At 45.2% G+C, this 19828-nt stretch carries 14 protein-coding genes and 1 pseudogene; 7 read left to right on the forward strand and 8 right to left on the reverse strand.

The features are described 5' to 3' along the window. Positions 1-110: 110 nt before the first annotated feature. The 3 genes from KIV41_RS14595 to katG all read right to left on the reverse strand — a co-directional run bounded on the left by KIV41_RS14595 (position 111) and on the right by katG (position 4652). On the reverse strand, positions 111-1040 hold the full coding sequence (locus KIV41_RS14595) for an alpha/beta hydrolase (protein ID WP_045387987.1): 930 nt from the start codon (positions 1038-1040) through the stop codon (positions 111-113). 187 nt (positions 1041-1227) lie between these two features. Further along, complete coding sequence (locus KIV41_RS14600; RefSeq protein WP_045387984.1) at positions 1228-2106, reverse strand: NAD(P)-dependent oxidoreductase; 879 nt, start codon at positions 2104-2106, stop codon at positions 1228-1230. Positions 2107-2471: 365 nt separating this feature from the next. Next, entirely contained in the window at positions 2472-4652 is a 2181-nt protein-coding gene (katG, locus tag KIV41_RS14605; RefSeq protein WP_285336914.1) for a catalase/peroxidase HPI, read from the reverse strand. Positions 4653-4881: 229 nt separating this feature from the next. On the opposite strand from katG, the gene KIV41_RS14610 reads away from it, so the two are divergent. From KIV41_RS14610 to KIV41_RS14620, 3 genes are all read left to right on the forward strand, one after another. Continuing rightward, entirely contained in the window at positions 4882-5286 is a 405-nt protein-coding gene (locus KIV41_RS14610) for an MAPEG family protein (protein WP_252041858.1), read from the forward strand. A 359-nt stretch (positions 5287-5645) separates the two neighbouring features. Next, complete coding sequence (gene trpS, locus KIV41_RS14615) at positions 5646-6668, forward strand: tryptophan--tRNA ligase (RefSeq protein WP_252041859.1); 1023 nt, start codon at positions 5646-5648, stop codon at positions 6666-6668. A gap of 394 nt (positions 6669-7062) precedes the next feature. Beyond that, positions 7063-8697 carry a methyl-accepting chemotaxis protein gene (locus KIV41_RS14620; protein WP_285336915.1) on the forward strand — a complete coding sequence of 545 codons (1635 nt, stop codon included), beginning with the start codon at positions 7063-7065 and terminating at the stop codon, positions 8695-8697. Between the two features lie 76 nt (positions 8698-8773). On the opposite strand, the gene KIV41_RS14625 is transcribed toward KIV41_RS14620, so the two are convergent. Then, positions 8774-9037, reverse strand: a complete 264-nt coding sequence (locus KIV41_RS14625; RefSeq protein ID WP_252041862.1) for a hypothetical protein — start codon at positions 9035-9037, stop codon at positions 8774-8776. On the opposite strand from KIV41_RS14625, the pseudogene KIV41_RS14630 reads away from it, so the two are divergent. Further along, positions 8989-9162: pseudogene (locus tag KIV41_RS14630) on the forward strand (DUF3861 family protein); the annotation flags it as partial. The gene KIV41_RS14625 and the pseudogene KIV41_RS14630 overlap by 49 nt on opposite strands. A gap of 342 nt (positions 9163-9504) precedes the next feature. Continuing rightward, complete coding sequence (locus KIV41_RS14635) at positions 9505-11133, forward strand: methyl-accepting chemotaxis protein (RefSeq protein WP_045387960.1); 1629 nt, start codon at positions 9505-9507, stop codon at positions 11131-11133. Between the two features lie 61 nt (positions 11134-11194). Here KIV41_RS14635 and KIV41_RS14640 read toward each other — a convergent pair whose 3' ends face one another. From KIV41_RS14640 to KIV41_RS14650, 3 genes are read right to left on the reverse strand one after another with little or no spacing between them, the layout of a single operon-like run. After that, a complete protein-coding gene (locus tag KIV41_RS14640) occupies positions 11195-11764 on the reverse strand; it encodes a membrane integrity-associated transporter subunit PqiC (protein ID WP_285336916.1) in 570 nt (189 codons plus the stop codon). Then, positions 11764-13410: an intermembrane transport protein PqiB gene (gene pqiB / locus KIV41_RS14645; protein ID WP_045387955.1), complete on the reverse strand. Its 1647-nt coding sequence runs from the start codon at positions 13408-13410 to the stop codon at positions 11764-11766. The genes KIV41_RS14640 and pqiB overlap by 1 nt, the downstream gene beginning before the upstream one ends. Further along, entirely contained in the window at positions 13403-14734 is a 1332-nt protein-coding gene (locus KIV41_RS14650) for a paraquat-inducible protein A (protein WP_010447377.1), read from the reverse strand. Before KIV41_RS14650 ends, pqiB begins: the two co-directional genes overlap by 8 nt. Before the next feature lie 449 nt (positions 14735-15183). Between KIV41_RS14650 and KIV41_RS14655 the strand changes: the two genes are divergently transcribed. Then, positions 15184-18318: an HD domain-containing phosphohydrolase gene (locus tag KIV41_RS14655; protein ID WP_285336917.1), complete on the forward strand. Its 3135-nt coding sequence runs from the start codon at positions 15184-15186 to the stop codon at positions 18316-18318. A 66-nt stretch (positions 18319-18384) separates the two neighbouring features. On the opposite strand, the gene KIV41_RS14660 is transcribed toward KIV41_RS14655, so the two are convergent. Continuing rightward, complete coding sequence (locus KIV41_RS14660) at positions 18385-19290, reverse strand: LysR family transcriptional regulator (RefSeq protein WP_285336918.1); 906 nt, start codon at positions 19288-19290, stop codon at positions 18385-18387. Positions 19291-19429: 139 nt separating this feature from the next. Here KIV41_RS14660 and KIV41_RS14665 point away from each other — a divergent pair, with 139 nt between their 5' ends. Next, complete coding sequence (locus KIV41_RS14665) at positions 19430-19828, forward strand: hypothetical protein (protein ID WP_005438907.1); 399 nt, start codon at positions 19430-19432, stop codon at positions 19826-19828.

The following is a 19828-nucleotide window of genomic DNA, read 5'->3' on the forward strand; positions in this document are numbered from 1 at the left end:
GACTCTCTATGAAAAATCCCACAGTATCGCTACTGTGGGATTTTTTTATGCTGCCATCAAAGGAGTTATAAGTGGTTTTTCATCATTCCAAGTGGCTTGCAATGAGTTATTCAGGAGGGGCAGGACTGATGTTTGATCTGCTTTGAAACTGTGGCGATACAGCGCATTGCCGAACCACTCACTCCAGATAATTGGAAGAATCCATGAATAACACCTAGATAACGCTCACAGTATGCGTCTACACCTTGAGACAACAGTGATCGATAAAGTTCTTCTCCCTCATCACGCAACGGGTCATATTCCGCGGTAATAATGGTTGTCATAGGTAGACCACTGAGGTCATTAGTCAAAAGATTAAGTTCTGGTTCAGCTGCGATTTCTGCGTCGTGGTTAGTATAAAGTTCAAAACCCGATAGAAGCATTCGCGCTGTAATAATGTAGTCGGTTCCATTTTCTATGTAGCTTTGTGAACTGCCTTGAGGGTCTAACATTGGGTAGATGAGGATTTGCTGATTTGGTAGCCAAGGCTGTGATTCTTTTAGCCTGAGTGATGTCGATAATGCCAATTGCGCCCCGGCACTATCCCCAACAAAAACCACATGATTGGTATCGCCACCATATTTGTGCCCGTGTTCTTTAATTCCTAATACAGCTTGATACACATCATCATGTGCTGCTGGATAGGTATGTTCTGGTGCAAGTCTGTATTTAATGCAGATCACAATTGTGTGAGATAAGACAGCGATTTGTCTTAGCTGGACTTCGTGGGTTTCAAAGCCTCCGCTGATGAAACAACCGCCGTGGAAGTAGATGGTGACAGGTAAGTTCACCTCGCTCGCTGGCTTATAAACTTTGATTTGAATGCCATTGATGACATCTAAGAACTCGCGCTCTAATGTTGGGCTCTCACCTGCTAAGACAGTACTGCCAATATAGCCGGCACGTCGTTCAGCGATGGTTTGTAGTGAAGGGCAAGGCTTCCCGTTAATTTGGAATTCTTCTACTAATGATTTGATACCAGCCTCAAGATAATCGGTCATTCTTTAACTCTATAACGAAAATAACCGCGGAATAATATACAAACACAAAACCATGTATATAAATACAGTGTAAATGTGTGATGTGAATGTCAAAGAGGGGAGACTGTGAGTTTAGGCTGCTAAGAGAGGGCATAAAAAGCCTTGCTACGGGGTTAGCAAGGCTTTGGAAGTGTGGTTGACTAAGGTATTAACCTTCTAATTCTGCGAAGTAATCAAAGATCACAGGTACGTCGTTTTGACCAAGGCCTTGGTCTACTGCTGCTTGTAGGCTCTTAGAAGTACCTTCAGCAATAAGAGACTCAGTACCTAGGTCTTTAACCATTTCTAGGAAGTAACCTAGATCTTTGTTTGCGTTTGCGATTGAGAAACCTAGCTTTTCTTCGCCGTCTACTGCGTAGAACTTACAGAACTGCATGAATGGTGAGTTTGATGGACCTGCAGACATGATGTCGAATAGTTGTTGACCATCAACGCCAGCACGTTTAGCAACAGCAAATGCCTGAGACATGGTTGCTACTGTTGTCATGCCCATGAAGTTGTTTACTAGCTTAGTCACATGACCAGAACCTAGCGCGCCAAGGTGGAATACGTTTTCACCTTGATCGTCCAGTACAGGCTTCACCTTGTTGAATGTTTCGATGTCACCTGCAGCCATGATGTTCAAAAGACCATCTTTTGCGTGAGCAGGTGTACGGCCTAGAGGCGCGTCGATCATGCCAGCGCCTTTCGCTGCAAGGTCTGCACCGATCTTGCGAGTTGAAGCTGGGATAGAAGTACCGAAGTCGATCAGAGTCGCGCCTTCTTTGATACCCGCTAGAATACCTTCTTCACCGTAAACGATCTTTTCTACAACTTCAGAAGTCGTTAGACATAGCATCACGATGTCACTTGCTTCAGCAAGTTCTTTAGGTGTGTTTGCCGCTTTAGCACCGCGAGCCACACAAGCTGCCACAGCGTCTTTATTCAAATCCATTACGTTTAATTCGTAACCACGGTTTTGTAGGTTCTCAACCATGTTTCCACCCATCAGACCAAGGCCGATGAAACCAATGACAGGTTTTGTCATATTAGACTCCAAATATCGTATTGTATGATTATATGGCTTCATCTTAAGTCCTCAGTTGGATTTTGCAATCGGAAAATGCAGTGAATAAGGTTTTATCGATTTTTTTGGGCAAAAGTGAGAGGTCGGTTGGACTGTGGGTTCGATTTATCTTGGCTTTTGGTGGTTTTTAGTGTTTCAGGTAATGAGTTTGTCAATACCAAATATAACTGAGATATTCGCTTTAATTGCGCAAATGTTTGTCCAATGAATAACATTAATTGTATTACAATTGTTCTATCGGGGAGAAAGGGAACAGTGGCCGTTAGGATGGAAAAATAAGAGCCGAGGTCATCGGCTCTTTTGAAAGGTGAAGGATAAAGCGTTCTTTATAAGTCGAAGCGGTCGTTGTTCATCACTTTCACCCACGCGGCAACAAAATCATGTACGAACTTCTCTTTGTTGTCGTCTTGAGCGTAAACCTCTGCGTAAGAGCGGAGCACCGAGTTCGAACCAAACACCAAATCCACACGTGACGCTGTCCATTTTGTTTGGCCAGAAGCGCGCTCGCGGATTTCGTATTCGTTATCACCGACTGGGTGCCAGGTGTAACTCATATCAGTGAGGTTGACGAAGAAGTCGTTAGTTAGCGCGCCGACGTTCTCGGTGAGTACGCCTTGGCTCGTGCCGCCATAGTTGGTGCCCAGTACGCGCATACCGCCGATAAGCACTGTCATCTCAACCGCCGTTAGCTGCATCAATTGACTTCTTTCAAGCAAAAGTTCCTCCGCGGTGACCACGTAATTGGACTTTAGCCAGTTACGGAAGCCATCATGGATTGGCTCGAGTACATCGAACGAATCGGCGTCGGTTATTGCATCCGTGGCATCTCCACGGCCTTGGCTAAATGGTACTGAGATATCCATTCCAGCATTGGAGGCGGCCTTCTCAATACCTACGCTGCCACCGAGTACAATCATATCGGCCATGCTGATAGGTGAGTGGTGCGTAGTGCGAATCGAATCCAGCACATTGAGTACTTTCTGCAATCTTTCAGGTTCGTTACCTACCCAGTCTTTTTGTGGGGCAAGACGAATACGAGCGCCATTTGCCCCGCCGCGACGGTCAGAGCCACGGTAAGTACGTGCGCTGTCCCATGCTGTAGAAACGAGCTCAGCAATGCTCAATTCGCTATTGAGAATCGCCATCTTCAGTGCATCGATATTGTCTTCAGACAGATAGTAAGAGACAGGTGGAACCGGATCTTGCCAAATCAAATCTTCCGCTGGCACATCGGGGCCAAGGTAACGAGACTTAGGGCCTAAATCGCGGTGTGTTAGTTTGAACCAAGCGCGAGCAAAACAGTCTTCGAACTCTTTTGGATTGTCACGAAAGCGCTCCGCAATCTTGCGATATTCAGGGTCATATTTGAGTGCCATATCCGCATCGGTCATCATCGGATTGTGACGGATGTTAGCGTCTTCCACATCCACTGGCATGTCTTCTTCTTTGATGTCTACTGGTTTCCATTGGGCGGCACCTGCAGGGCTCTTGGTGATTTCCCAATCGTAGGTGAACAGCAAGTGGAAGTATCCGTTATCCCACTTCGTCGGGTTAGTAGTCCATGCACCTTCAACGCCACTGGTGACAGTATCACGCCCTATGCCACGAGAGGTCTTATTGAGCCAGCCAAAACCTTGGTCTTCAATTTCTGCGCCTTCAGGCTCTGGCCCAAGTACCGAAGCATCGCCATTACCATGAGCTTTACCCACGGTATGGCCGCCAGCTGTTAGCGCAACAGTTTCTTCATCGTTCATTGCCATTCGCGCAAAGGTGACTCGCATGTCGTGTGCGGTTTTGAGTGGGTCTGGTTTGCCATCGACGCCTTCTGGGTTCACGTAAATCAAGCCCATCATCACCGCGGCGAGTGGGTTCTCAAGATCGCGTTCGCCAGAGTAACGGTTATTTTCGCCGCCGCTCGGTTGTAGCCACTCTTTCTCTGCACCCCAGTAGATGTCTTTTTCTGGGTGCCAAATGTCTTCACGACCGCCTGCAAAACCGAACGTTTTAAAGCCCATCGATTCATAAGCCATGTTGCCAGCAAGGATCATTAAGTCTGCCCAAGAGAGCTTGTTGCCGTATTTTCTTTTGATTGGCCACAGTAAACGTCGTGCTTTGTCGAGGTTGCCGTTATCAGGCCAACTGTTGAGTGGCGCAAAACGCTGGTTCCCTCGGCTTGCGCCACCACGACCATCTGCAATTCGATACGTACCTGCAGAGTGCCACGCCATACGAATCATTAAGCCACCGTAATGCCCCCAGTCTGCTGGCCACCAGTCTTGGCTGTCGGTCATCAGATCTTTCAGGTCTTTTTTCACTTCCTCGAAATCGAGTGAGTTAAATGCGTCGGCGTAGCTAAAGTCCGCGCCCATTGGATCGGTCTTATGATCGTGCTGATGAAGAATGTCGAGGTTGAGGCTTTTCGGCCACCAATTGAACTCGCTGGCTTGTTGGTTAGTGTTCGCTCCGTGCATAACAGGGCATTTGGAGTGATGGTTTTTGTCGCTCATCTCTTGCTCCCTAACAAGGGTTAGTGTCCCAAAAGTTTAGTTATTAGTTGGGTATTTTGCTTTGATGTTTTACTACGGTGACCAAAAGCGAAAAATCTCGAGATAGAGGGAGCCATAAGCGTCAGTTTTTCTGAAATGGCTCGCAGATATAGCGATTCAGCATTTAACTTCGGTCCGCTTGCCTCGAGCCTACAGAGCAAAACTTAGTGTAGATTTATGGAGAATGTAGATGGAGCTTGATACTGCTTACTCACCGACGATAGTTGCAATCGGATTAACTGGTTTGGTTTTTCTGGTTCAGCTTCTTGTTCTGGACGTATTGGGTTTAGCCCAAAGGCATACCCCGGGACATCCCATAGAAGCAGATCATGAAAGCTTTCTATTTAGGGCGTCACGGTCACTACATAACAGTAATGAGAGTGTTGGCATCTACATCTTGTTTGTGATGTTCGCATTACTATCTAGTGCATCTGCTGATCTGCTCAATATCGCAGTTTGGGTATACTTGACTGGTCGTGTGTTGCATATGCTGTTTTACTACATCAACTTAAAAATACTAAGAAGTATTGCGTTTGTAATTAGCCTAATTGGATTAGGCGCGATTTTTATTTTAGGAGCCATTAATTGGTTCTAACTAAGGTATTCACGGATGAAAAGTAAACAGAACCGAGCGGTATTGTTTGCGTTTGTATCAGGTAGCGTGTTTGGCGCTGCACTGGTCATCGCAATGTATATCCAAATTTGATTCAGTGTTGGTTGAACCTATCAAAACTGGAAAATCAAGTTATGCAAGGGGTAGGGTTGTTTTTAGCTCTGCTCCTTGTTAGTTTAAAAAATATGAAAACGACATTTACCCCTTCATCAAACTTCTTCTGGTGGCGCTCTAATTAGAGCGGCGCGGAATCCTTACATTCTTACGCTGCTGGACGGTAGCTAAGAGTGTCTTGTCTTTTTTATCTCCAGTAGCGATCTATTTTTAGTCGGAGATAAGTCATGAACACCACACTAAGTACTCAACAACGTGAAATCATTCTTACTGGCGATCGAGCTACAGGCCCTTTGCATTTAGGCCATTACGTTGGTTCATTACAGCAACGTGTTGCGCTACAAAGTCAGCACGATCAAACCATTTTAGTTGCCGACATGCAGGGGTTAACCGATAACGCGCACAACCCTTCTAAGGTCTCTTCTAATATTCTGAACGTGGTGGCGGATTATCTTGCGGTAGGCATCGACCCGACTCAAACGACCATCTGTTTGCAGTCTCAGGTGCCAGCGCTTGCTGAACTCACCATGTACTACAGCAATCTGGTTTCAATTGCGCGGTTAGAGCGTAACCCGACGGTAAAAAACGAAATCCAAAATAAAGGCTTTGAACGTTCGATTCCGACAGGGTTTCTGACTTACCCAATCTCTCAAGCGGCAGATATAACAGGCTTTCACGCTACCTTAGTTCCTGTCGGCGATGATCAATTGCCAATGCTTGAGCAAACTAACGAAATCGTAAGAAAAATAAACCATCTCGGTGGAAAAGAGATTCTGAAGGAGTGCCGTCCGCTGCTCAGCGCCGCGCCGCGTTTGCCTAGTACCGATGGTAAAAACAAGATGTCGAAAAGCATGGGTAACGCGATTAATCTAGGGGCTAAAGAGAAAGAGATTTCAGCGGCTGTGAAGTCTATGTACACAGACCCAAACCATTTGCGCATCGAAGATCCAGGCCAAGTGGAAGGCAACATCGTGTTCACTTACCTAGATGCTTTTCATACCGATAAAGATTATGTTGAAGAGCTAAAAGCACATTATCGTCGTGGCGGGCTAGGTGACGGCACTACCAAGAAAGTATTGGAAGAATGCTTACAAGAAATGCTACGACCAATCCGAGAAAAACGCGCCATGTTCCTAGATGATAAAGCGCAGCTTGTCGATATCCTCAAACAAGGCAGCCAACGTTCACGTGAGAAAACCGAACAAGTACTGTTTGATGTAAAAGGTGTGTTTGGTTTGAACCTGTTCTGAGATTCGCGGATACAGCTACATCGAGTGCGTACTCAACGTAAAGCAGTGCGGACACTCAATAGGGGGCTCTTTATCTAATGGGCCCTATTACATTCGGTAAAACCTATTGATTTAATTGATGTAAGCGATTGGACGAGTTTATTTACCCTCTGCAACAATCCTGCCATTGAAACCTTTCGCAACCCTGAAATCTCGCCCCAATTATCTTCATCCATCGTTAAATCGAGTTTCTTTTGTGATTAGGTTACCGAATTGGAACTGACTTAGCCAAAATCACATTTTATTTGTAATTTTTGCAAGGCTTGGAAGGTCTGGTTTCTTTCGTGGAAAAATAAAAATAGAGGCTACTGATCAAGTAGCCCTCAACTTTCTCGTTTGCTATCAGGAGTATGAAATGCAATACCTTGCTCAGTTGAAAGTGAGAACTCGTTTGGCGCTAGGTTTTGGTACGTTAGTAGCGCTAATGGCAGTGCTTACAATAGTTGGAATTCAAAAGGTTAACTTTATCGATATGACCTTGTCTGAGGTGACAGACATTAACTCAGTGAAACAACGATATGCGATTAACTATCGCGGCAGTGTTCATGACCGCGCGATTGCCATTCGTGATGTGGTTATGGCTCGTGATACACAAGAAATGCGTGTTTTTGAAAATGAGATCAAAAGGCTCGAAGAATTCTACCGTCAGTCGGAGTTGCGTATGCAGAAGATGATGGCTGATGGTGTTCCTTTTACGGAAAAGGAGTTAAAAATCTTGCGCAGTATTGATGAGATTCAGGCGCAGACATTGCCTTTGGTGCAAGAGGTCATTACCAAGAAAGAAAACGGTGAACCAGTCACGACAATGCTGTTAGATCAAGTTCGCCCTAGCTTTGCAATGTGGTTGAAGGTGATCAATGAGTTCATCGATTACCAAGAGGAATTGAATCAACAACTCACACCTATTGCTCGCGAACAGGCAAGTGGGTTTCAAAGCTTGATGCTTGCTTTGAGTGGAATTGCTTTACTGATTTCAATCTTAGTTGGCTTTGTTATCGAACGCAGTTTCCGACGTTCACTGGGTGGTGAACCGTTTGTCGCTCAAAGTGCGATTCAGACGATGGCAGAAGGTGAGTTAACACAAGATCATAGCGATAGTGCGCCGGGCAGTATTTTGCATTCTCTGTCTTTGATGTCAGAAAAACTAAGCTCGATTGTCAGCAATATTCGCGGAGCATCAGAACAATTGGCAGAACAAGTCGAAGAGGTGTCTCACGGTTCTCGCTCAGTATTTGATACGGCTCAACAGCAAGCCTCACTGACGGACCAAATGGCGATTAGATTGGAAACGATGCATGCTCGCATTGATGAGATTGCCAAGATCGTTCATTTATCAGAGCAAAACTCTGCTAACACATCAGAGAATGCTCGTGATGGCCGTGAGCGTATTGCTGCTGTTGCAGAGCAAATGTTGTCAGTTACCGCTGCGGTGAATGGCACTGTAGGGCAAGTGAAAGCGCTGGAAGCGAAAACGCGCGATATTGGTGGCATTGTGAATATGATCAGTGACATCTCTGAGCAGACCAACTTATTGGCGCTCAATGCTGCAATTGAAGCGGCACGAGCAGGTGAGTCTGGGCGTGGCTTTGCAGTTGTTGCAGATGAGGTGAGAAATCTAGCTAAACGTACTGGTGAAGCAACGACTCAAATTGAAAGCATGTTGAAAGAGGTTCAAGCCCAAACGGTTGCCAGCGTAAATGCGATGGAAAGCACTCAGCCACAAGTGGAAAGTTGTCAAAGGAACACCGAAGAAGCTACGCATTTATTGGTGAGTATTGAGAAACAAGCGCAGGATTCACTGGAACGAGTTCGTGACATTGTGAGTGCGACAGAAGAACAAGTTCAAGTAGTGAGCGAGCTTGTAGTGGCGATGGATCAAATTTCCAGTATGTCTAAAGACTCGATTGATTCGATGAAAAATAACGACGTTGCAAGCCAAAATCTGAATGCGCTTTCGAACAGACTAAAAGAAGAAGTCGCGTTTTTTTAAAGTCTAGCCGTATTGACTTCGTGTTCTATTTATCATCAAAAAACGCACGCTAAATTAAATAGCGTGCGATTTTCATCTATTCACTCAAGTTTCTAACTATTTTGCTCGTTGTTTTTTGAAAAGCTTCGAGCTCTTCCGAAGACATATCTTGTGTCATTTTTTTGAGTATCAACTCATCAACGTGTGCGATCTTTTCCATGACTACATTGCCTTCATCTGTGACTAGGAGCCATTGGCTACGTTTGTCTTCTGGATTCGCTTCTTTAACGATTAGACGTTGATAGCTTGAGAAAGGGAAGTGGGCTAGATGAAGCTGAGGCGACAAAAGTTGGTGTAGCAATACGTTTGCTAGGCCCTGTGATGATGAAAGACAGAAAGTACCCACTGTTCATTGACTTCATGCCTGTGTTCAAAGGGTTTATGCAGAATTTAAAACGTACAGTTAAATCAGCTATTGCTGACTAGTTATTGTTATTACCACCGCTTTGTATCGAAAAAACTGAACTGTAATGGTTCGGTTTTTTTGTGTCATCATAAAAGCGTAATTGATTGATGAGGTTTTGGAAATTCGTCGTGAAATATTACGGAAAAAAATAGCTGATTATTGAAGCGGTATATATAAGTAGAGCTACGTATCAAAATCAGAAAATAGTGATAACAACTTTATCAATGGGTGGTTAAAGTGAGCGTGTAACGCCCCGGTTATAAAGAGGCGTGAAGTAGTCACATTGTTAGTAAGTATTGTTTTTTGCGTTTGATGTCGTTTCATTTTTGAGACGTCTCATTAACGCTGTCGCGAGGAAGTTTATGAGTATTAAAGACTTAAGTGTCGTAAAGAAAATATGGTTGAGTTATTTGACTGTGTTTGCCGTATTTGCAGTGGTATCTATTATGTTGGTGCTGAGCTTATCGACTCTGAATAAGAATATTGCGGTACTTACGGAGAAGAGCCTACCGTCAGTTGCTATTCTGAAGGGGATCCAAGTCGACATCACTAAAGTGCGAAAAGATGAGTTTTCGTTGCTTCCAAATGGGGATCACCCAAAGATTGGTGAATGGCTGAAAGATCTTGATCAATGGCGTGCAGATGTGCAGTCAGGGATTGCCGCTTTTGAAGCATTGAATTTAAATACGGAAGAAAAGCAATCGTTTGCTGTATTTAAGGAAACTTGGAACCAATACATAAAAGAGACTAAACCTTATAATGATTTACTTAGCCAAGGTAAGTCTGATGAAGCGAACAAAGTCGTTTTATTCAGCTTCTCAACTTACTCAAAAGCACTGAATAGTTTAGATGATACGCTGGCACTAAATGATGAGCTTGTGAACCATATTGGTGAAGAAGTGCATGCAGAGGCGCTTTCGACTCAATACAGTGCTGGCATTGGTGCGCTCGTTATTATCGTGGTCATCGCGTTGTCTTCAGTTTTACTTTCACGTGCGATTTGTCGCCCTGTAGATCGTGCATTGGCATTTGCTTCTAAGATCGCGCAGGGTCAGTTGAACAACACGATTGACGAGGAAGATCTAACCAAAGATGAACTTGGTACTTTGCTAAAAGAGCTTGTGACGATGCAAAGCAATTTGCATTCATTAGTATCTGAAATTAGTGATTCGACCATTCAATTGACCGCTGCAGTAGAAGAGGTCAGCGCAATCTCTTCTCAAACCGCTTCTGGTATGCAGAATCAACAGCTTGAATTGAGCTCCGTCGCTTCTGCAATGACAGAGATGCAAGCCGCTGTAGGGGAAGTGGCTCAAAATACCGAAGTAGGTGCGACTTCTGCTTACTCAGCTACCGAGGTAGCGAAGCAGGGTACGGAAACGCTTCAACAAACTATTGCTGTTATCGAGCGTGTATCGCAGACAATTCAAGAGTCAGATGATTTAGCACAGGAGCTTGAATCTAGTTCGAACAACATCAACCTGGTCGTAGATGTGATTCGCGGCATCGCAGAGCAAACAAACTTGCTAGCGCTCAACGCAGCAATCGAAGCGGCGCGTGCGGGTGAACAAGGGCGAGGATTTGCGGTTGTGGCAGATGAGGTTCGTTCTTTAGCTCAACGTACTCAGGATTCAACTTCGCAAATCATCGAAATCGTGAATCAACTGCAAGAGAACACCAGCAAGATGGGGCACTCAAGTCGAGATTGCCAAGCAGGCATTGCCCAGTGTGTGGAACAAGTAAATCAAGCAGGTAATCAAATCAATGAAATTGAACACTCGGTGGATAACATTGCTCAAATGAGTACTCAAATTGCGACGGCTTGTAGCGAACAGAACTCAGTCTCTGAGGAACTGAATCGTAGTGTTGAGCACATCAATAGTGCTTCAACAGAAATGGCTGAAGGGGCATCGCAAACGGCGGTGGCTTGTCAGCAGATTAGTAGTCTTGCCCATAATCTGAAATCAAGAATGGAAACCTTTAAGCTCTAAGAGACGGTAGAATAAGAAGCCCTAGCATTATTGCTAGGGCTTTGTTTTTTGGCATGGCCGATTACAGCTTAGTGGCTATTTGGTCTGTTAGATTACTTAAGCCTTCAGAAAGTGCATCAACAAGTGCGTCGTAGCCGTCGTCTTGCAAGGGAACATTGATGTTTACTGGCGCGCTGTTTGTCACTTTGCCATTCGCATCAATAATTAACCATTCGCCTTCGAGCTCCGCATTGCCTTCAAAGTTACCGTTGAACTTGCTTAGAGAAAGCTGAAGTTTGCTTTCGTGACTCTGATCGAGCAAGTTGTTGACTTCAACAGGCCAGTATTGCGTTTGTTTGGTTCGTAGTTCGTTAATCACGCGAGAAGTGATCTGCTCAGAAATGCTGTGTGCCCATTGATTGTGCTTTGCTTGAACAATCTGAGTTTCTGATGTGCGATACACAATTCCGCTATCAGCGAGATAACTGGCTAACTCGACAGGACGAACAATGAGCGGAGTGCGTTGGACTACTAGGGTGCTATTAATGTTTGCCGCGCTGAACTCTGGCAACACATAAAAGGCATCGGTGTTTTTCGGAGCGCTACTACAGCCAGCGAGTAGGGCAGAGATCAATAAAATTCTACGTTTCATTATTTTTGTCCTCTAACTGGCATTGGGTCGTTCATCTCATCTTTACCAAATACAAGTGAGTTTGGCTTATCGTTCAATTGCTGCAGGACGGGCCTGAACTCGGTCATCACTTTCTCTAGCTCTTTCAACGTTGATTCCATTTCGCTGTACATCGTTGAGTTCGGGCCATAGCCATCAAGTGTCTTTTGTAACTGCTGCAGGCTTTGACGAATATCCGCTGGTATTGCTTTAGTGTCTTGTTGATTTAGCAACTTATCGATACTGCTCGCGACACGCTCTGCAGATGCTAATGTCTTCTCGGAGGTCTTTAGCGTCTTGTTTAGGGAAAGCAATGTATCTTCCATTGGTAAATTGTTGATCTTATTTAGGAAGTCATTAACCTGTCGTTGTACTTGAGCAAAGCCCCCTTGTTTTGTAGGAAACACATCTAAGCCCTCGAAAGTACTTGCTACGTATGGGGCTTCCTCTGGGTAGAAGTCTGTATCAATATACAATGCACCAGTCAGCAAGTTACCAGTTTTTAGCGTGCCGCGAAGGCCTTTCTTAAACTCTTCTTTTAACTTGCCTTTAAACAGCGGAAGTTTATCTACTGGAAGATTGTCATAAACTCGACCCAATTCGATACGTACTAATACTGGAATTTTCTTTGCGGAAAAATCTTCCTCAGGGGTTGGCATGCGCATAGGCACTTTCATCACAGTACCAATTCTTAGGCCTCTGTACTCAACAGGTGCTTTGCGTTTCAACCCTCGAACCGATTCTTCAAACATCATAACGAATTGAATGTACTCGTCATACATGCCTTCACGAACCTGTTTCACGTCATCGAATAAACGGAATTTTGTCATGTCTTCAGTGACTTCTGCCCCATCTCCAATTCCTGGAATCGTATCAAATGTCACACCGCCGGTGATCAACGTTTCTAAGGAGCCGAATTTGACTTCGAAGCCTTCAGCGTTTAACTGAAGATCGACGCCAGAGCTCAACCAAAAATGTGTTTTAGTTCGAATGAGACTGTCGTATGGCTTGAAGATAAACAGTTGGTACAGTGCACGGCGAGTATCAACATCAAAGCTTGTAGTTTCAACACGACCGACAGTAAAGCCTTTGTAGATAACCGGATCGCCAACGCCCAGTTTACCTGCCTCTCGGTTGGTCAGTACTACTCGTAAACCTTCCGCATCAGGAGCGGCGACAGGTGGAACATCTAACACATCAAAGTGCTCTTGCTCTATGTTTGATTTACCAGGTTGAAGCTGAATATAAGCACCGGAAAGCAGTGTTTCTAAGCCCGATACGCCTTCACGACCAATACGAGGTTTTACCACCCAAAACATCGAGTCTTCGCGAAGCATGCGCTTAGCATCTTTATTCATCTGTGCGGTGGCAATGATGTGGTCATAGTCCTTGCTCAGTTTTACATCGGTAATCACCCCAACCTTAACGTTTAGAGCTTTGATCTCGGTTTTTCCGACTTCAATACCCTCTGCGGTTGGAAGTTTTAGGTTGATTTCTGGCCCGGTACTGTTGACGTACTGAAACAGCATCCATGCGCCCATTGCCAATGCAAGAATTGGGATAATCCAAATCGCAGATATCTGCTTTTGTGGGGTTATTTGAGCGGTTATTTTGTTCTCATCACTCATATTTAGCTTTCTCAGTTAAGTTATCTGTTATTGGCTCCTGCGCTTGTTTTTGTGGAAGTTGCCACAATAAACGCGAGTCAAAAATCATTGCAGAGAGCATGGTAAAAATGACCACTGCAGCGAAAGAGAGTGCTGCAGGGCCAGGGTATATTGCCATTAAGTTCTGTAGTTGCACTAAAGCCACTAAGATGGCGACAACAAAGATATCGATCATTGACCAACGGCCAATGAACTCGGTCATACGGTACACTTTTAAACGCGAGATACTCTCTTCCGGAGGCAAGTACTGCGCTTTTTGGGCGTTGTAGTACAACCAAGCCAGCGCGAGCATTTTGGCCATCGGGATAAATACACTAGCGAAGAAGATAACTGCAGCAATCGGGTAAGAGCCCAGTTGCCACAGTAGCACGACACCTTCCATGATTGTTGAACCTTCGGAATGACCAAGGCTGACGGTATACATCATTGGGTATAAGTTGGCTGGGATATAGAAAATGATCGACGCAAACAATAGTGCCCAGGCTTTTTGCAGGTTATTTATGGGATCATACTTATGCACAGGGCTTTGGCAGCGAATACACTTCTGGTGTTTTTTATCTTCAATAGGGTTCAGTTGATGACAAGTGTGGCAGCCGATGTGATTCTCGCTGTGGTGAGTGTCGCCTTCTTTTACACTTGGTAGCTCTACCGCTGCAATGAAGTGCCCCCAGAGCCAGCTTCTATCGACCATAGAAATACATTTAACAACTAACACCGTATACACGCAGAATGCCCAGAATGAGCTGCCCATACCGACATCTGCGAGAGAGGCGATTTTAATCAGGCTAACCAATACACCAATCAGAAATACATCGACCATTAGCCAAGGTTCCACCCGGAATAAAATTCGGCACAGCACTTTTGCCATGCGCGTTTTCTTTTTGCTTAATGGGTGCTTCGTTGATTTCAATGCTTCCAAGTGAAGGAACAATATCAGACCGACATAAATGGCAGGTAACACGACTACGGTAGCCAGTAAAAGGACACCAAGTAAAACGTTGTGAAACTCAGCCAGCATTTTGGCTGCATGCATTAACGTTATTTCTTGTGTGAGCCCTTGAACGCTAAATGACATGAATGGAAATGAAATGCTCAAAACCAACATGATCAAACTAGCGATCGATACCGCCACTACACTTTGATAGGGTTTAGCGTTAACTTTTGTTAGTGAGTGCTCGCAGCGTGGACACTGTGCTTTTTGACCTTGCTGTATATCTGGAATACGGACAACTAGGCCGCATTCTTCACAGGCGATCAATTGGCGAGAATTAGGTTGAATGCTCATTCAATTATTATTTCGTACTTTTAATAACTAAGAATAACCCTTTTTATCGATATGCGCTTGTTTTAGCGGAGATGTTTTACAAGCTTCTAACCTGTTTAAATGAAAAAACTAGCCTCGGAGACTGGTTTCATGTCTATTTGATACTGCTACGGAAGAGCACCCGACCAAAATTGGCGTGATTTACCAACGTTACTACCATCTACATGAAGGCTTCAACAAAGAAGAAGCTGAGCAACAAACTCAAGTTGAAAGCGTACCAGCACAAGCGTAATCGTTACGTTTTCACTTAAGTACCCCAACTCAATTTAGTCACTAAGATAAAGCGCCTCCAGATGGAGGCGTTTTTGTTTGCTTCGATAAAGTTTTTTGATTGGCTGAAATCTATTTTTTAGACAATAATTTCAGTTGGTTAAAGGATTAAGGCGCTTGGATTACTCCAAGATAAAACGATGAAAAAACGTAAACGCATTTCGTTAAGGACAGTGCTAGGGTTGATGTTTGTCTTCTGTACCCTAGTGACAGTAGGTGTGGCGATAATTTTGCAATACCACTTTGCAAGAAAAACTGAGCTGCAACACACCCTCACTCGATATCAAGCCATCGCGACAGGGGTATCGAGTCACCTATCCAATCTACAAAATTTAGCAGAGAACGTGACACGAAGTGGCGCGCAGCTGGTGTCGCTCATTGGGGTAGATACACCCGAAGAGAGCATCATCATCCCTTTGTCTAAATTGCTGGTAAGAGAACCTAGCATTCACAGTATTTTTGTTGCCAAAGCGAACAATGACTTCTTCCAACTGATCAACCTTTCTTCAGAAGAAATACGTTCCCGTGTGGAAGCGCACCCCGGCGATAAATGGTTGTTGGTCGTTCATAGTGGCGTGAAGCGAGATCGTCGTAAGGTGAGTATTTACTACGATGAAAACTTCGTATCACGCCATGCTTCAGACGAGTTCAGTAACTTCATCCCGACTCAGCGTAGCTGGTTTGAAAATGCCGATTACGATGATACTTACAACACCTCTCCGTATCTGTTTAACACGCTAAAAGTCTCAGGGGAAACCTTCTCTATTAAGGTGCCTGAATCCGATACCGTGGTAGGCGTGGACATTCTTCTCTCCTCGCTTGAGGCTCAACTCACCAACCGTTTTATCGAAAATAAGCAAGCGTCAGAAGCGGAAGCGTTTATCTACCAAGCGAACGGTCGATTGATTGCGACCAACAAGATGATCGACATCGAAGAGCGCTTGCCCTTGGTTTCACCGGTGAATTTAACGGATGAGCAGCGAGCGCTGGTAGCACAAACGCCAGAGTTGAAAGTGTCGAACCAAAATAACTGGGCGCCGGTTGATTACACCGTTGGCGGTCGCCCAAATGGCTTCTCGATTGATCTGTTTAAGATGATTTCGGAAATGACCGGCTTAAAGTTTAAGTTTGTGAACGGTCGAAGTTGGAATGAGCTCGTCAACGACTTTAAAAATGGCAATATCGATATTCTTCAATCGATTGCCGACCAAGATGACCTTTCGAGCATTGGCGTAGTGGGTGAACCTCTTTATCACGCAAAGTTTGCGTTACTCACCACAGAAGAGAACAAGCACATCAATACCTTAGAGCAAGTGAAGAACGAAAGAATTGGCTTGCTAAAAGGATGGAGCATTCAAGATGACTTGTTAGAAGCTTACCCGCAAATGACCATCGTCAATTACGCTTCTTTGCACGATGCGATCGATGGGGTATTGAACGGTGACATCGTCGCTGTGCTCGACATTCGCCAAATATTGGTCAACAAAATACGCGAAACATTCCGTCAGAACTTAGCCATCACTTTAGTTAAGGATTCCAACCTCTCCAACGCGTTTTACTACTTGGCGAATGAGGAACAAAGACCTCTCGTTGAGATCATTAACCGCGCCATTGATGCAATTACGCCAGAGCAAAGAAAAGAGCTGCGCGAAAAATGGTTTGAGGGTAAGGCAGCACTGTCGACTTATACCTTTACGCCATACGAAGAATTGGTCAAATTTGCCAAAGATCCTGAGTTCATCAACTCGGTTCAACTGGTGGAGATCAATGGGAAAGACAAATATGTTTTCGTCTCCAAACTCACTCATAAGGAAGAGCGTTACTTTGCTGTCGTGATTCCGCAAGCTTACGTCATGTCCGGTGTAAATGAAGTGACGCTATATGCTGTGGGCGCATCCTTGTTTGTTCTTGCGTTGTTGATTCCCGTTGCATGGGAGATGGCGAAACCAATCTCTCAGCCAATCAATATGTTGAGAAAGCAAGTCAGATTTGTACGCGATCGCGAATACGACAAAGTGCAGCGTGTTCACTCTCGCATTGAAGAAATTCACCAACTAGGTCTTTCAGTGATGCGAGGCAGCAACTCGCTTAAACAGTTTGAACGAAGACAAAATGAGTTCTTTGAATCTGTCATTCAGCTTATCGCACGCGCGATCGATGAAAAGTCTCCGTACACGGCAGGGCACTGTAATCGTGTGCCGGAGATTGCTTTGATGCTGGCAGAAGAGGCCGAGAAGTCAGAGCAAGGGCCGTTTGAGTCGTTCGCTTTTGAAAGCGATGAAGAGCGTCGTGAGTTCCGCATCGCTGCTTGGCTTCATGATTGTGGCAAGATCGCGACGCCTGAGTATGTGGTTGATAAAGGCAGTAAGCTAGAAACCAACTACAACCGCATTCACGAAGTTCGTATGCGATTCGAGGTGCTGTGGCGAGATGCCCAGATTCAATATCTACTCAAAAAGCTAAAAACGATGGGTGTGGATGAGCAGCCCGAGCAAGCACTAGAACAAGAATTTGCGGCGCTGAAAGAAGAGTTCGAATTTGTCGCCAATGCGAATGTGGGGGCGGAGTTTATGTCGGATCAAGACATCGAACGTCTACACAAGCTGGCCGAGAAAGAGTGGACGCGTTACTTCGATTGTGGACTTGGTTTATCGCCATTAGAAGAAACGCGTTATCAACCACAACCAACGCCAGCAACAGAGAAGCTGCTTTCTGATCGTCCTGAGCATGTAATTGAGCGTGAACAGCCGTTTGATCTTGACCCTGAGTTTGGCATCAATATGACGGTGCCAGAAAAGCTCTATAACCATGGTGAACTGTATAACTTGGCCGTGCAGCGCGGTACGTTATCAGCAGAAGAGCGCTTTAAGATTAATGAGCACATGATCAGCGGAATCAAGATGCTCGAAAGCATACCGTTCCCACCCGAACTTGAGCGCGTTCCTCGCTACGCTACTACGCACCACGAGGCGATGGAAGGCTTTGGTTATCCGAGAGGTTTGATGGGAGAGGAGCTATCGATCCCTGAACGCATTCTGGCGGTAGCGGATATTTTCGAAGCGTTAACCGCGGCTGATCGACCGTACAAGAAAGCCAAATCCTTGAGTGAGGCAATCAGCATTATGTCGAAAATGGCACTCGGTGGGCACATTGATAAAGACGTATTTAAGCTGCTGTTAACCAGTGGCACTTATCTAAGTTACGCCAAGCGCTATCTGCCAGATGAGCTTATCGATGATGTCGATATTGAGGGCTACATAGAGAAGCTATCTTAGCCTTCATCAAGTTTGCATAATGTGCGTAAGCGTTTCGGTTCTTACGCACTTTTTTATGCGCCAAACTTAAACATCAAAGTCTTGTTCAAATTTGGTTTTGACGAAATCGATGAAGGTACGAAGACGTTTAGGTTGGTAGCGATCACGGTGGAAAATGGCAGATAGTGGCACAGACGGGATTTCCCATTCCGGCATCACTTTGACCAGTTGGCCTTTCTCGACTTCCTCGTCACAGTAACTCAATGGCACACGAATAATTCCGTTACCGTGTAGTGCGCCCATCACAAGTGCGCGGCCGTTCTTGCAACGCAGATTGCCTTTCACTATCACATCACTGTGCTCTTTCGGATTAGCAACGTTACGATAACTCCAGCGAGTGACTGAGCCCGTTAGCGTGCGATGTTTGGCTAACTCTTTTGGGGTTACGGGTTCGCCATAGGTCTTCAAGTATTTCGGGCTTGCAAGCGTCACCATATCAATCATCATCAGCTTACGCGCGACAAAACCTGCGTCTTCCAACTCGCCCATGCGAATCGCAACGTCGAATTGATCTTCAATCAAGTCAATGCGTGGCGAAGAGAAGTCGAGATCGACCGTAATGTTCGGGTATTCCAACATGAACTCATTGACGTATTTGGCAATGATGTCTTCACCGATATAACCACCCACGCAGTTTACGCGAATCAAACCGCGCACTTCTTGAGTGTCGTCGACCGCGGCGATCAACGCTTGGTCGATATCGTGCAGTGCCTTCTCACATTCTTGGTAGAAACGCTCTCCGGCATGAGTCAGGCGCAGCGTCCTTGTTGTGCGGGTCAGCAAGGTCACGCCCATTTGCGCTTCGAGCCCACTGATTTGGCGAGACACATGAGAACGCGACACCGAAAGGGCTTCTGCCGCTTTAGTGAAGTTACCCAGTTGAGCGATCAAAACGAACGAGCGAATATCAGCAAGATTAACTTTATTGAGCATGTTGAATTATTTACGGAAACGGTAGTCATAAGACTATCATAATTTGTTACCAATGAGAGCGACGCCAAAAATCATACCACTTGAGGTTTATGCTAACTTGCGTATGATTTCCGGCGTTTCCACATTTATCGAAGTTAGAATGCATTCATCCACCTCACAATCTGCTGCGTCACGACAACAGGGTAAATGGCTCCTAGCGTTAATTGGCTGGGTGATTGTGGTGTGTCTGATGAAAAATTCTGGCTTGATGTTCAGTTGTGCCATGCAATATGACGCGAGCTCTACTTCTGCGGTCGTTGGCGATGAAGTCAAAATCGTAAAAGCAGAGAGCGGACACAAATCTGGTAAGTGTGAGTTGTCTGAAAAGCTGATTCAATTTGCTCAGCAACAACTGGAAACCTTGGTCGTTGTTTTGTTTGTTGGCATCCTCGCGCTTGTCGTGTGGCGCTGTTGTGCGTTCGCCAGCAAAAGGCAATGGACCGAACCGATAGCCCGAAAGTATCGAGTCCATCTCACCTTGTGTGTATTCCGCGAATGA

Source organism: Vibrio sp. D401a (genome assembly GCF_030248515.1).
In the GTDB taxonomy this organism is placed as follows: domain Bacteria; phylum Pseudomonadota; class Gammaproteobacteria; order Enterobacterales; family Vibrionaceae; genus Vibrio; species Vibrio rotiferianus.

Coding starts and splice junctions, on each gene's coding strand:
- KIV41_RS14595 (WP_045387987.1), bottom strand. CDS start 1,040: ATGACCGATTATCTTGAGGCTGGTATCAAATCATTAGTAGAAGAATTC.
- KIV41_RS14600 (WP_045387984.1), bottom strand. CDS start 2,106: ATGACAAAACCTGTCATTGGTTTCATCGGCCTTGGTCTGATGGGTGGA.
- katG (WP_285336914.1), bottom strand. CDS start 4,652: ATGAGCGACAAAAACCATCACTCCAAATGCCCTGTTATGCACGGAGCG.
- KIV41_RS14610 (WP_252041858.1), top strand. CDS start 4,882: ATGGAGCTTGATACTGCTTACTCACCGACGATAGTTGCAATCGGATTA.
- trpS (WP_252041859.1), top strand. CDS start 5,646: ATGAACACCACACTAAGTACTCAACAACGTGAAATCATTCTTACTGGC.
- KIV41_RS14620 (WP_285336915.1), top strand. CDS start 7,063: ATGCAATACCTTGCTCAGTTGAAAGTGAGAACTCGTTTGGCGCTAGGT.
- KIV41_RS14635 (WP_045387960.1), top strand. CDS start 9,505: ATGAGTATTAAAGACTTAAGTGTCGTAAAGAAAATATGGTTGAGTTAT.
- KIV41_RS14640 (WP_285336916.1), bottom strand. CDS start 11,764: ATGAAACGTAGAATTTTATTGATCTCTGCCCTACTCGCTGGCTGTAGT.
- pqiB (WP_045387955.1), bottom strand. CDS start 13,410: ATGAGTGATGAGAACAAAATAACCGCTCAAATAACCCCACAAAAGCAG.
- KIV41_RS14650 (WP_010447377.1), bottom strand. CDS start 14,734: ATGAGCATTCAACCTAATTCTCGCCAATTGATCGCCTGTGAAGAATGC.
- KIV41_RS14655 (WP_285336917.1), top strand. CDS start 15,184: ATGAAAAAACGTAAACGCATTTCGTTAAGGACAGTGCTAGGGTTGATG.
- KIV41_RS14660 (WP_285336918.1), bottom strand. CDS start 19,290: ATGCTCAATAAAGTTAATCTTGCTGATATTCGCTCGTTCGTTTTGATC.
- KIV41_RS14665 (WP_005438907.1), top strand. CDS start 19,430: ATGCATTCATCCACCTCACAATCTGCTGCGTCACGACAACAGGGTAAA.